The sequence below is a fragment of the Agrobacterium sp. 33MFTa1.1 genome, assembly GCF_004328495.1.
In the GTDB taxonomy this organism is placed as follows: domain Bacteria; phylum Pseudomonadota; class Alphaproteobacteria; order Rhizobiales; family Rhizobiaceae; genus Agrobacterium; species Agrobacterium pusense.
In genome coordinates, this window is sequence record NZ_CP036359.1 from 2,026,883 (window position 1) to 2,039,434 (window position 12,552).

General features: G+C 60.7%; 12 protein-coding genes and 1 pseudogene. 7 read left to right on the forward strand and 6 right to left on the reverse strand.

The window, feature by feature from the left end; all coding sequences use genetic code 11:
• Positions 1 to 15 precede the first annotated feature (15 nt).
• From EYD00_RS23090 to gst, 7 genes are all read left to right on the forward strand, one after another.
• A complete protein-coding gene (locus tag EYD00_RS23090; protein ID WP_004444471.1) occupies positions 16 to 306 on the forward strand; it encodes a DUF3175 domain-containing protein in 291 nt (96 codons plus the stop codon).
• 127 nt (positions 307 to 433) lie between these two features.
• The gene (locus EYD00_RS23095; RefSeq protein WP_022563936.1) at positions 434 to 760 is read left to right on the forward strand and encodes a GCG_CRPN prefix-to-repeats domain-containing protein; all 327 of its coding nucleotides are present in this window, start codon (positions 434 to 436) and stop codon (positions 758 to 760) included.
• Positions 761 to 924: 164 nt separating this feature from the next.
• A complete protein-coding gene (locus EYD00_RS23100) occupies positions 925 to 1,617 on the forward strand; it encodes a superoxide dismutase (protein WP_034497801.1) in 693 nt (230 codons plus the stop codon).
• A gap of 100 nt (positions 1,618 to 1,717) precedes the next feature.
• Positions 1,718 to 2,707 carry a Bug family tripartite tricarboxylate transporter substrate binding protein gene (locus EYD00_RS23105; RefSeq protein ID WP_004444466.1) on the forward strand — a complete coding sequence of 330 codons (990 nt, stop codon included), beginning with the start codon at positions 1,718 to 1,720 and terminating at the stop codon, positions 2,705 to 2,707.
• Between the two features lie 451 nt (positions 2,708 to 3,158).
• Positions 3,159 to 4,949 (forward strand): ABC transporter ATP-binding protein, encoded by a 1,791-nt coding sequence (locus tag EYD00_RS23110; RefSeq protein ID WP_034497799.1) that lies wholly within the window; start codon positions 3,159 to 3,161, stop codon positions 4,947 to 4,949.
• Between the two features lie 172 nt (positions 4,950 to 5,121).
• A complete protein-coding gene (locus tag EYD00_RS23115) occupies positions 5,122 to 5,415 on the forward strand; it encodes a hypothetical protein (protein ID WP_034497797.1) in 294 nt (97 codons plus the stop codon).
• A gap of 54 nt (positions 5,416 to 5,469) precedes the next feature.
• The gene (gene gst, locus EYD00_RS23120; RefSeq protein WP_034497795.1) at positions 5,470 to 6,168 is read left to right on the forward strand and encodes a glutathione transferase, Atu5508 family; all 699 of its coding nucleotides are present in this window, start codon (positions 5,470 to 5,472) and stop codon (positions 6,166 to 6,168) included.
• 47 nt (positions 6,169 to 6,215) lie between these two features.
• On the opposite strand, the gene EYD00_RS23125 is transcribed toward gst, so the two are convergent.
• From EYD00_RS23125 to EYD00_RS23150, 6 genes and pseudogenes are all read right to left on the reverse strand, one after another.
• The gene (locus EYD00_RS23125) at positions 6,216 to 7,982 is read right to left on the reverse strand and encodes a tetratricopeptide repeat protein (RefSeq protein ID WP_286084897.1); all 1,767 of its coding nucleotides are present in this window, start codon (positions 7,980 to 7,982) and stop codon (positions 6,216 to 6,218) included.
• A gap of 81 nt (positions 7,983 to 8,063) precedes the next feature.
• Positions 8,064 to 8,873 (reverse strand): cyclase family protein, encoded by an 810-nt coding sequence (locus EYD00_RS23130; RefSeq protein WP_034497793.1) that lies wholly within the window; start codon positions 8,871 to 8,873, stop codon positions 8,064 to 8,066.
• A 95-nt stretch (positions 8,874 to 8,968) separates the two neighbouring features.
• Positions 8,969 to 10,079, reverse strand: a pseudogene (locus EYD00_RS23135) (FAD binding domain-containing protein).
• A gap of 111 nt (positions 10,080 to 10,190) precedes the next feature.
• A complete protein-coding gene (locus EYD00_RS23140; protein WP_034497791.1) occupies positions 10,191 to 11,438 on the reverse strand; it encodes an oxalate decarboxylase family bicupin in 1,248 nt (415 codons plus the stop codon).
• A 1-nt stretch (position 11,439) separates the two neighbouring features.
• Complete coding sequence (locus tag EYD00_RS23145) at positions 11,440 to 11,904, reverse strand: hypothetical protein (protein WP_034497789.1); 465 nt, start codon at positions 11,902 to 11,904, stop codon at positions 11,440 to 11,442.
• A 242-nt stretch (positions 11,905 to 12,146) separates the two neighbouring features.
• Positions 12,147 to 12,521 (reverse strand): response regulator transcription factor, encoded by a 375-nt coding sequence (locus tag EYD00_RS23150; protein ID WP_004444449.1) that lies wholly within the window; start codon positions 12,519 to 12,521, stop codon positions 12,147 to 12,149.
• Between the last annotated feature and the right edge of the window lie 31 nt (positions 12,522 to 12,552).

Consider the following 12,552-nt stretch of genomic DNA (forward strand, 5'->3'; position numbering starts at 1 on the left):
GTCGGGAGAAGACCGATGAAAAAGGGCAAGAAGAAAAAGAAGTGGTCGCAGAAGGTAACCAGCGAAAGCGATGCGCTTGATCTCGAGAAGGATGTTTTCACGAAAAAGGATCCCACCGGCATTGCCCGGTCGCTGAAAGCCTCGGCGGAACACTCGACACGGCGCAAGGCCAACCCGTTCCGCTCGGCAATGTCGATGCTTGTTTTCTATATCAATCGGGCAGGTGGCAAACTTCCGAAGGAGCGTAAAGAGGTTCTGGAGGAGGCAAAGGACAAGCTGAGAAAGGAATTCGGCAAGTCGGGATAGGGCGGTTTTTCCGGAAATTCATTAGTCGGCGCTGCCGCCGAATTGCCACGAAAACACCCAGATTCATTCAGCCACAGTTCACCCGGCGAGGCGCTAAATCGCTCTATCCCATAAGGAGGGAGATGCGATGCGTAAGATGATTTTAACCGCTGGAGTAATTCTCGGCGCCCTGTTGGGCACTGGCGCGAACGCCATGCCCGTCGGTCAACCATCCGCACCTTCGGCATCCCACATTCAGAATGTGGACTATGCCTGCGGCCGCGGCTTTCATCTGACACCCCGCGGCTATTGCCGCCCGAACGGACCGCGCTACGAGCGTGGCTGGGACCGGCGCGATCGCTGGGAGGGTCGCCGCGAATGGCGCGAACGTCAGGCACGGCGCGAATGGCGCGAGTGGCGTGACCGGCGGGAGTATCGTGACTGGCGAGACCGTCGCGATTATTACCGCTATTGACCAGACGAGGCCCTCCATCCGGAGGGCCTTTTTGCTTTCCTTCTTTGCGAAATGGCCCCGGGGTTTCTGACGGGGGATATCCGCCCGGACAATTCGGGAAAATCCAGGCAACTTCCGGCGTCCTTCAGGGTTTGCCTTAATCGTCACTGACAAGGAGGACCATCATGGAGATTACCAGACGCACGATTCTCGCCGCCGGCGCGGCAACCGCTTCCGCAGCCATCTTTCCCCGTCCGCACGTGGCGCGGGCGGCGCTTCCCCTCAGCCAGCCGGCACTTCCGTTCGCCGAGGCGGATCTGGCGCCGGTGATTTCGGCAAAGACGGTGGGGCTGCATTATGGCAAGCATCACAAGGCCTATTACGACAAGCTCAATACGCTGGCCGCCGGCACCCGTTATGCCGATATGGAGCTCGATCGCATCGTCGTCGAATCCGCCCGGTCGAAGGAGGCTGCGGACGTCAAGATCTTCAACAATGCGGCCCAGGCCTGGAACCACGTTGCCTACTGGGATCAGTTCGTTCCGGGCGGCCCGAACCGGCCGCAGGGCGATCTCGCCGCTTCAATCGACAAGGCCTTTGGCGGTTATGACGGCTTCGTCAAACGCGCCGTCGATGTCTCGGACACCGTGTTCGGCACCGGCTGGGTGTGGCTGACGCGTGACGACAGCGGGCTTGCGCTGATCGGCTATGAGGATGGCAACAACCCTGTCGCCGTCGGACGGCCGGCTTATCTCGGCATCGATATCTGGGAACATGCCTATTACGTCGATTATGAAAACCGCAAGGCCGAACACATCCGCGCCGTGCTCGACAAGCTGGTCAACTGGCGGGTCGTGGAGGAGCGCATGAAAGCCTAGCCGCGTTTCGCCGCCGGGCCATGTTTCCCGGCGGCTTGCCCTCAGGTGCATTTGAGCTACTATGCCGCCATGGCGGGGAGGCCATGTTACAGGAGGGTTCATGAATTACCGGTTTTCGAAACGGCGCATGGTGTTGAAACTTGCCGCGGCGGCAGTTTCTTTCGGCATGTTGGGAATGACGGCGAGCGCGCAGGGCTTTCCGGATCGAACGATAACGCTGGTGGTTCCCTTTGCGGCCGGAGGCTCCACCGATGTGGTCGCCCGCGTCATCGCTCAGAAGATGGGCGACGAACTCGGCCAGCAGATCGTTGTTGAAAATGTCGCCGGCGCAGGCGGTAATCTCGGCGCCGACCGCGTTGCCCGCGCGGAACCGGACGGCTATACGATCCTGATGGGCACGGTGGCGACCCATGCTCTCAACCCGCTCATCCTCAAGACCAAGCCCTATGATCCCGAAAAGGACTTTGCTCCGGTTTCATTGCTGGTGGTGGTGCCGAACGTGCTGGTCGTTAACCCGAAGCTCAACGTCAACAGCGTCGAGGAACTGATCGCACTGTTGAAAGCCGAGCCGGACAAACACGCCTATGCGTCTTCCGGTAACGGAACACCGCTTCATCTTTCCGGCGAGCTGTTCAAGAGCATGGCTGGCGTCAGCATGCAGCACGTGCCCTACAAGGGTTCCGGCCCGGCGCTCAACGATCTTCTCGGCAACCAGATTTCCATCATGTTCGATAATCTGCCGTCTTCGTCGGGCCATATGAAATCCGGCACCCTGCGGGCACTTGGCGTGACCACCAGCGAGCGCGCTTCATCCTTCCCGGATTTGCCGACGATCGCCGAAACCGTACCGGGTTATGAGACCTATACCTGGAACGCGCTTTTCGCACCGGCCGGAACGCCGGCCGAGGTGGTCGACAAGCTGAATGCCGCCGCCAAGAAAGCGCTTGCCGATCCGGCCGTCGCCGCCCGCATGGCGGATTTCAGCGCCAAAATCGTCGCCTCCACGCCAGAGGAGCTGAAAACCCATGTCTCGGCTGAAATCGCCAAGTGGGAACCCGTCGTCAAGGCGGCAAATGTCCAGATGGATTGATCGGGCTTGATAGACCGATCTTCCGATTTCCGCTGCGTCCCTAGAGGGGCGCGGCGGGGCTTCTGGCATCATAAGGCCGTGACCGGGCCGCATCGGCCACTTATATAGTCGCCAAGCGCCAATGTGGCGTTTTCGCATCACTTGCCACAAGGTTGCAAAAACCGGCTTGGCAAGTCTGCCAGGTTCAGCTAGAAATTTCTTTACCGCGTCAGATCGAACCAAGGGAGGCGTTGCATGACACCAGCATTCATCGAAATCCTCCCGCAGGGAATGACCAGACACTAGGTCATATCCATTCGCGGCCCGCCTTTTGCGCGCCCGACATGCGGTTTTGTTTTCCTTCACAGTCCGATTGATCTGACGGGATCATTTTGTCTCCCGCCCGGGCTGTGCCTTCCAACTTCCATTTCAAGGACCGGTCGCCGAGCAGAATGGCGCCGTGCTGGTAAAAATGTCTCGCAAGAAGCTCGATTTCCGCGCCGATGCCTATCGCCATGTGCTCGGCTTTGTCTTTCACCACTGGAGCCACCGGCCGGCGCTGGTGGGGTTCATCATCGTTCTGGTCATCGCCAGCACATTGGCCGAAGTCATGGTGCCGGTCTTCTCCGGGCGGATCGTCGATGCCATCGCCGGGGGTGATGGGGCGGATCAGGCGCTGCGCGCCTTCGTCATCGTGGTGTCGCTGGGGCTGACCAGCGTCGCGCTGCGCTGGTTCATCTTCAACGGCATCATCCGGCTGACGTTGAAAACCATGGCGGATGTTACCAATAACGGTTTTCACAAGGTGCAGCGTTTCTCCACGGACTGGCACGCGAACAGCTTTGCCGGCTCCACGGTGCGCAAGATCACGCGTGGCATGTGGGCGCTCGATTCGCTCAATGACCTCCTGCTCATTGCGCTTCTGCCATCGCTCGTCATGCTGGTGGGCGCCACCATCGTTCTCGGCAGTTACTGGCCCGTCATGGGCCTGATCGTCGGTCTCGGCTCGCTGATCTATGTCGGTGTGACGGTGGGGCTTTCCATGGGATATGTTTCGCCGGCCGCACGGCTTGCCAATGCCTGGGATACGAGGCTTGGCGGCGCGCTGGCGGATGCCATCAGCTGCAATTCGGTCGTGAAGGCCTTTGGCGCGGAAACGCGTGAAGAAACACGGCTCGGCCAGGTGCTGGTGAAGTGGGATAACCGCACGCGCAGGACATGGAAACGCGGCACGATAAACGGCACGATCCAGAGCTTCATGATGGTTTCCATGCAGGCCGGCATTCTCGGCACCGGCCTCATCATGTGGCGACAGGGGCTCGCGACGCCGGGCGACATCACCTTCGTGCTGGCCATGTTCTTCGTGCTGCAGGGATATCTGCGGGACGTGGGGCAGGATATCCGCAACCTGCAGCGCGCCGTCAACGATATGGAAGAGCTGGTGCTGCTTTCCAAGATGCCGCTTGGCGTCGAGGACCGGCCGGATGCGAAACCGATTTATATTGGAAAAGGCGAGATCGTTTTCGATCACGTCACCTTCCAGTATGGCGCGCACGCCACGCCGCTTTATGATGACTTCTCAGTCACCATAAAACCCGGTGAGCGTGTGGGACTGGTCGGCCACTCCGGCTCTGGCAAGACGACCTTCGTCAAGCTCATCCAGCGCCTCTACGATATCAGGTCCGGTGCAATCCGCATCGATGGGCAGAACATTGCCGATGTCACCCAGGCGAGCCTGCGAGGGCAGATTGCCATCGTGCAGCAGGAGCCGATCCTGTTTCATCGCACACTGGCGGAAAACATCGCCTATGGCCGGCCGGACGCGTCGCGGCGCGAAATCGAGCAGGCGGCGAAACAGGCCAGCGCCCATGACTTCATCATGTCCCTGCCCAAGGGCTATGAGACCATGGTGGGCGAACGTGGCGTCAAGCTGTCGGGCGGGGAGCGCCAGCGGGTCGCGATCGCCCGCGCCTTCCTGGCGGATGCGCCGGTGCTGATCCTTGACGAGGCAACCTCAAGCCTCGACAGCGAAAGCGAGGTGCAGATCCAGCGGGCCATGGAACGCCTGATGGAAGGGCGCACCACGCTGGTCATCGCCCACCGGCTTTCGAGGGTCAGGGCGCTGGACCGTCTGCTCGTATTCGACAAGGGCAGGATCGTTGAAGAGGGCGACCATCAGGCGCTGATCCGGCTCAATAACGGCATTTATCGCCGGTTGTTCGAGCGGCAGGCCCTGGAACTTACCAAGGGTTTGGTCGCGTGACAAAGCAATGCCGGAGCAAGTGATGCTCCGGCGTTGCCGTGCCGCATCGTCGATCCGTGCACGACTTTTCCGCTACGGACCCGTATCTCCGAGCAAAAACTGATGGAGGCTGGAAACCACCAGCCTCTCCGGGCGTTTGGGGGGGTGAGTTAAGCCTGAAGGGAGAACAGCCATGGCCGAAGATGCCACCGTCACCATTCGCGCCATTTTCGAGACACGCGAGGCAGCCGATATCGCCGTCGAGCATCTGGTCCAGCAGCACGGGATCTCCCGTCCAGATATCTTCATCCAGTCCACATCAGAGCAGAACACGACCGGCACCCAATCTTCACGTGGTGACCTGCCTCGCAGCGACGCGCCGCATGAGGGAGAGATCGAGGTGTCCGCCGATATTGCATCCAGCCGGATTGCGGCTGTCCAGCGCAGCCTTGGTGACGCCGGTGCGATCCGCGTTTCACACCGGTGATGCCCCTATTCCGTACCTGCCGCCCGCGCCGCGCACCGCAATGAGGAGCCCGCAATGAGCAACTTCGAACTCTATTACTGGCCGGTCCCGTTCCGAGGCCAGTTCATTCGTGGAATTCTAGCGCATGGCGGGTGTACCTGGGACGAACACGATGCCGGTGCAATCGAGGAGATCATGGGCCGTGATGCCGGCAAGCAGCCCATAGCTTTCGTGGGACCGCCGGTGCTGATCGATCGAGAGCGCAATTTCGCACTCTCGCAGATGCCCGCAATCGCCCTCTATCTCGGCGAGCGGTTGCAGCTTCTGCCGCCGGGCGCCGAGGGCCGCGCGCTCACTGCCAAGATCGTAAACGATGCCAACGATGTGATCGATGAACTGACGCTCGATGGTGGGCGCGAGATGTGGACCCCTGAAAAATGGGAGGCGTTCGTTCCGCGGTTGCGGGACTGGATCCGGATTTTCGAGGACACCGGGGCGAGACACGGTCTGACCGCCGATTCGGGGTTCATGCTGGGAACGGAGACACCCGGCGTTGCAGATGTCGTCACGGCCATTCTCTGGACGACAGTTGCAGACCGCTTTCCAGTCATCAGGCGCATAATCGAGGACGCGTCGCCCGTCATCTGGGCCTATTCCAGCCGAATGAAAAAGACGGCCCCGCTGGCCGCCCTGAGCCGCCGCGCCTTTGACGACTATGGCGACGCTTATTGCGGAGGGCAGATTGAAAAATCGCTGCGGAAAGTAGCTCGCTGAGGACCGGGGCATCATCGGCCCCCGGTCAGGAAGCGACCCGGCCACAGCTAGGGTTGCTCCAGCCTTTTCAGCGATTCCTGCGCAGTCGCAAGTCCCTGATCGGCGGCCTTGCGGAACCATGTGATGGCCTCGGCCCGATCCTGCGCAACGCCATGTCCCATTGCATACATGTTCCCTAGATTGCCCTGGGCGACGGCAAGCCCCTGATCGGCGGCTTTTTTATACCAGCTGACTGCTTCACCATCGTCGCGGGTAACGCCGAGACCCTGATCGTAGAGCAGGCCGAGAGCGTACTGAGCGGTTGCAAAACCCTGATCGGCGGCGCGACGATACCAGATCAACGCCTGCGCATAATCCTGAGCGACCCCCTGGCCGCTTTCGTAGCTGTACCCCAGATTGTACTGCGCGACGGCCAGCCCTTGCTCTGCTGCTTTGCGGCCCCAGAACACGGCGAGTTCCAGGTCCTGCGGAACATCCTGGCCGACCGCATAGAGATCGCTGAGGCTGCTTTGCGCTTCCGCCCAGCCCTGATCCGCCGCTTTGCGGATGTATGCGGCGGCGAGTGCGGTGTCACGGTCGACCCCCAGACCCGCCTGATAAAGAACGGCAACCCTATATTGCGCGGCCGCGCTTCCCCCATCGGCGAGCGGTTTCCACGAGCGCAGGGCGGCGCCATAATTGCCGCTGTCATAGGCCGCCTGTCCTTCTTCAAGTGCCGTTGGCGCGGCAAGCCGTGACGTGAGGGCCGCATTGGCGCCACGTTCCGGCAACGGATCAATGGAGGCTGCAGATACGGTTTGACTGTTCCAGTCCGGCAGGTCCGGCAGATTCCGTGGCAGGTCCTCACGCCATACATGGGTTTGGGTCCTGATTTTAATGCCGCCGCTTTCCGCCAAAACTGTTTCCGTCGCTTCGAGCGTCGATCCATCGCGCAGTGACATGACGACAGTCATCTGCACATTTTTGCTTGCGTTTCTGGCGGCCGCCAGTTGCTCGTCGCCAAGCTGTCTGGCCTTTTCACCGAAGCTTGAGATCACTCCTTCCGCCGCAGAAGCCTGTGATTGCTGGAGCGCAACGCGGTCGTAGGTTTTTTGCAGGCTGAAGGTGGCTGTTTGTCCGGAGATATCTGCGGTCTCGAGCGTCCATTCGATGGCGACGGGAATGGGCGTTCCCCGCGCATATTCCACCACCGACGCCGTACCGGAGTGGCCGATCTCGTATGTGGAACTTTCCTGCTCCTGTACTGTGGAAAGAAGTTCTGCCTCCGGTGCGAGATTATGAATAACCAGGACTGGATTGCTTTTGATGCCCTCGAGGATATCGCGCAAACCCGCTGGCTGGTTCGCAACGCTGCCATCCGGTCCGACGACCGAGGTGTTGCGCAGGTTGCCGAGGATCACATCCAATCCGACGAGTTTGCCAGGAAAGCCGTTAAGTCCCGCTTCATATTCCACCTGCCGGACGCCATAGGCCGACAGAGAGTTCCGATAGAGAGCGTTCATGGCGTAAGTGTCTGCAGCGCCCTCGGCGTCCTGTGGCAAATCTGCGCTGAGGGACCAGCGCACTCGCATACCCTCCGCATCCCGCGACAGGACCGTCATGCGCTGCCGGAAATCTCCGCGCATGATCGCTGCCGGCCTGTCGAACCACAACGACATGTCGGTGGAGGTGGTTTTATGGGAACGGTAGAGATATTCCCTTCCAATTTCCGGGGCGTAGCCGGGAACGACCACGCTGTCGGCGGCAAGAGCTTGAACCCCGCTCAAGAGGCATGGCGCAAGGAGCAAAACGAGGGTCTTCAGAAGGCCTTTCATTTTAGAATCCCTTTTGTACCTGCGATGGCAGGCGGATGGCATCCGTCGCGGATTTCGGGTTAGCGGCAAACTCTACCGGCGTCAGATCAGAGCCAAAATACGGGCTGGTCCGCCTGTTCCGCCTCGGTGGGCAGGCGCGCCGACGATGATGGTCGCCCCCTTGGCCGGCAGTGCTTCCAGATTGTTCAGTCCCTCGATCCCGTAGCGCCCAGCGGGTAGCCAGGAATTATGGACAGCGAAGTCTGCAGAATTGCCCGGATCCAGCGAGAGTGTGTCGACGCCGATGGCGACTGTATCCAGCTTGAGCAGGAGGTCGGTGGCCGACTTGCCGAAGCCGGGGAAGGCAAATTTTCCGGCATCGTCATTACGGAAGGCCGGGCTTTTCACCTTTGTCGCCCAGCCGGAGCGCAAAGCCACGATTGCGCCTGCCGGAATGTCGCCATTTTCCGATATCCAGCGTTCGATATCGCCTGCCTCGACCGTGGAATTGGCGTCCTCCCTCGCGCGGTCCGTAATGTCGATGATGACCAGAGGGGCGACGAGCTTTTGCGGCTCGAGCTGATCGACGCTGGCGCCATCTGCGCTGAAGTGGAAAGGCGCATCGATATGCGTTCCGGTGTGTTCGAAGATGGTCAGCTTATGGAGTTGATAGCCGCTTTTGGCGATATCTGCTGCCCACTCCATCTCAATGCCGGGTTTTCCGTCGAAGGTCGGAAACGTGGAATCGTAGGTATGGGTGAGATCGACGACCTGTCTGGGCGATTGCGCCAGAACCGGGGCCGCGAGGCTTCCCGCCGCCATCGCCGTTACACCCGCCACGGCACCCTTGAACAGCAGGCGCCGTGACAGCATGTTCTGTTTGACGTTCTCGATCACGCAGCTATTGCACATGCCTTATTCCCTCCATTGAGAAATTCCCCGGTTGCAAGCGTAACGCAAACACGCAGGGGCGCAAGGCGGGAGCGTTGCCGATTTTTCACCCGTATTCACATCGCGGTTTCGCCAAGCCGGCGTCCATAGGCGGCGATTGCCTTGCCCACCGGCAGGCGGGTGTTCTGATACCGCGCAAGGGCGGCAGGAAGGTCGTCCGTTTGCCGCAGGGCGCCGCGCAGCGCCATTGCATCGCCTGCCGCCTTTGAGACACCCATTGCCGTGTGGGGACGAACGACAAAGGCGGCATCTCCGACCAGAGCGATACGCTGGGAGACCATGTGTTCCGCCTGGTAATCAAAAATCCCCTGGATCGATGGCGTCTCCTCTACGTCCACGGCAAGCGCCATTTGCGGCGGCAGAAGGGAAAAAGCCTCTTCGCGCAGTTGCGCCCTCCGGCTGTCGGAGAGCTCGCCGCGGGGGAGTGAATGCTCGAAATGCCTGCCGTCCCGGCCCGTGAAGGTTCGGGCAAGATCTTCTGCAGGCGTTGGACGATACCAGACCCAGTTGTAGCGACGCTGTCCCGGCCGGGTCTCGCCGCGCGATCCCGGCACGAGATAACCCAGAACATGAATTCCGGACGTGATGTAGAAGGCGAAACGGTCCAGCAGCAGGGCGGCGTCGGCAGGCAGTCTTGTTTCGGGGATCAGCCCGCGCCAGGCGACGTAGCCCGCATAGGCGTTTGCCGAATGGCGGTTGACGGCGCTGCGGATGGCCGAACCCAAACCATCCGCGCCGATAACGAGGTCAGCACGTTCCTCCATGCCATCGGCAAAGGAGAGCGTCACTCCCTGCGGGTCTTCGCGAAAAGCGTTGACGTGATGGCCGAGACGATAGGTATCGGAGAGGAGGCGTGAGGATACGCTCTCAAAGAGGTAGTCCCATGAGACCTGCGTCTGCGGTGTTTGCTGGCGCTGGGCAATGCGTCCCGGCATCGAGGTAGATGCGCTCCTTCGCAACCACACCGATCTGGGCAACGTCTTCGCAGCCGATTTCCCTCAGAACGTCGAACAGATCCTGTTGAGGCACCAGTCCCGCGCCGCGCCCGGCAAGCCCGGATGACGAGCGTTCGTACACCTTTACATCGTGTCCGTCCTGCTGAAGCAGTATCGCGGTGAAAAGCCCGGCAAGCGAGCCGCCAGCGATGCGGATTTTCAGGGGTTTCATGGCCGTACCTGCCTTTTGATATCGATCTGGCGATCGTTCGTTCATCTCGACGGGAGAAAGCCGGCGGATCGGATATGCCGAGACGCCGGCCCCTGCGGAAGGAGAGGATCTTCAGCCTGGCATGATTGCCGGCTGGTTTGCGGGAAACCTGGCGACATCCTCGATGCTGACATTCAGGTGCTGGGCAACGAGCGCCAGCGGGGTATGCGTGAGCCAGGAAGAGAGGCTGACTTCCTGATACTCTGCCGTCTTGAAGACCGCGACGAACTGCAGGTCGGTCTTGCCGGTATTCTCGATGATGTGGCCCTGGCTCCGTTTCACGTAGCCAATGTCGCCGGCGCGGAAATCGGCGGTCTGGCTGCGCGGACCGGCGTCGAACACGGTCGTCCGGCCTTCACCCTTGATCCAGTATTGCCATTCGTCCGCGTTGGGGTGCCAGTGCATTTCGCGCACCCCGCCGGGCTTGATTGTTTCGATGGCGGCGGCGATGGTTTTGGACACGGTAAAGGCGCTGCTGTCGGCAAGGCGAATGACACCAGCGGCGTTTTCCTTCAGCGGTTTGGAGGCCGCGAGCTTGTAGGTGAAGGGGTGAGGGGGAAGTCCCGCACCGGCAACGGCTTCCTGATCCCTGGAGAGAGGTCCAGGCTCCTTGCCCTGAAAAATCCAGAGGTTCTGCAGTGGAATATTGCGGAACACATCCTGCTCGACGCCGAAATTCTTCGCCAGCAGTTCAGGTGAGGTATGCGCCAGCCAGTCTGTCAGTAGCAGGGTGCCATATTCGGACTGGTCGCCTTCGTCGAACACGATCACGAATTCGCAACCATCGGGACCAAGTCCCTGCAGCGAATGGGGATAACCGGCCGGAAAATACCAGAGATCGCCGGCCTCGACGTCCTGGACATAAGCACGGCCTTTGGTATCGAGCACGGTGATACGGCAGCGTCCATTGGTCATGATCGCCCATTCCGCGGCGCGGTGCCAGTGCATCTCGCGAATGCCGCCCGGTCCCAGTCGCATGTTGACCCCGGACACGGCATCCGAAATCGCGAAATCGGATTTGGTCACCTGACGTGCCCAGCCGCCGTTCTGGATACGCTTGGCGGCATTGTTGAACGAACCCCAGAAGAGCTGCATGTCGCCGACATCCGTCGCGGGCGGGCTCTGGAAGGAGGGGAACTGGTCGTTGATAGCAGGGTTCTTCGGGCCGGGATCGCTGAGCCCTGCGGCATTGGCGTTGATTGCTCCCTCCGCAGGCTGATCGGGATTGCCGAAAGATGCCGCACCGGCGGTGCTGGCGGCAAGCGCGGTGCCGCCGACGGCGCCGATTGCGAGGACTGCGCGTCTGGTCAAAGCTTCCATTTCAGAACTCCTTGTTCATGGCGAGTTGCGACGAGGTATCGGTATCGTCGGGTTGTGATGCGAGCTGGAGCGCGGCAATGCGATCAATCAGCTCGGCATTGAAGAGACGGTGCTGCAGTTGACAGAAGGCTTTTGGCTCGAGCGCCTCGTACCGGTCCGTTTTTCGGGCGGCGCGGATGGCGATGCAGGACGTTTCGTCATTTGCCGGAGCTGACACGCCTGTTGCCGCATCCTCCCCTGGAGCAACAGGACCCGAAAGTCCGGCCAGCCTGTCGATCGCCTGCGGCGTGAGGATGCGGAAGGCGCTGGCCGATGCAACGTTTTCAGAGGCGGCAAGCGCCGGCTCGGTATTCCTGATCAGGAGAGCGTTGCCGGCGAGCACTGCGGTCGCGCCCAATGCCAGCACCGTTGCGACCTTGAGATGTCGAGGTTTGCGCTCGTCTGTCTTCTGACTGATGGAGGTCATGCCCTGCTCCTCAAAATGGATGATCGTGTCGTCAGGACCGTCCGGGAGGGAGGCGTTTGACTGGGACAAGGCTACGTCGGGTCAGCGCTGCGGGCACCTATACAGAGGTCTAGTTGGTATGGCGGAAGGTCGTGGCGGTATGGCAAACGCCGGGAGGAGTTCCGTCAACGGCAATGCGTGCCCTGGCGGCACGGGGCCGGGGCATAAAAAACAGGGTTCGAAGGGAGAGCGTCAACCGAAGGTCAGGGCTGCGGTCCGAGAACCGATTCCAGGCATCCCATCAGTTTGCCGATATTGACCGGCTTGCGCAGAAAGGCGAGGGCGCCGCCGCTCAGGGCGGCGTTGCGGGTGCGGTCATCCTCATAGGAGGTCACGAAAATCATCGGCGCATGCTCGCCCCGCCGGTTCAACTCACTCTGCAATTCGATGCCGGAGAGGCCGGGCATCTTCACATCCACAACGATGCAGTCAATGTCCGCCTGCTGCTGCGCGTCCAGAAACTGTTCGGCAGAAGCAAACAGGCGGCATTGGTAACCGAAGGACATGATGAGATCGTCCATGGCTTCACGGATGGCAGGGTCGTCGTCAACGACGGCAATGACGGGAACGGGGGGCAATGAAAGCGACCTTTTCTGTTTTTCTTTCTTC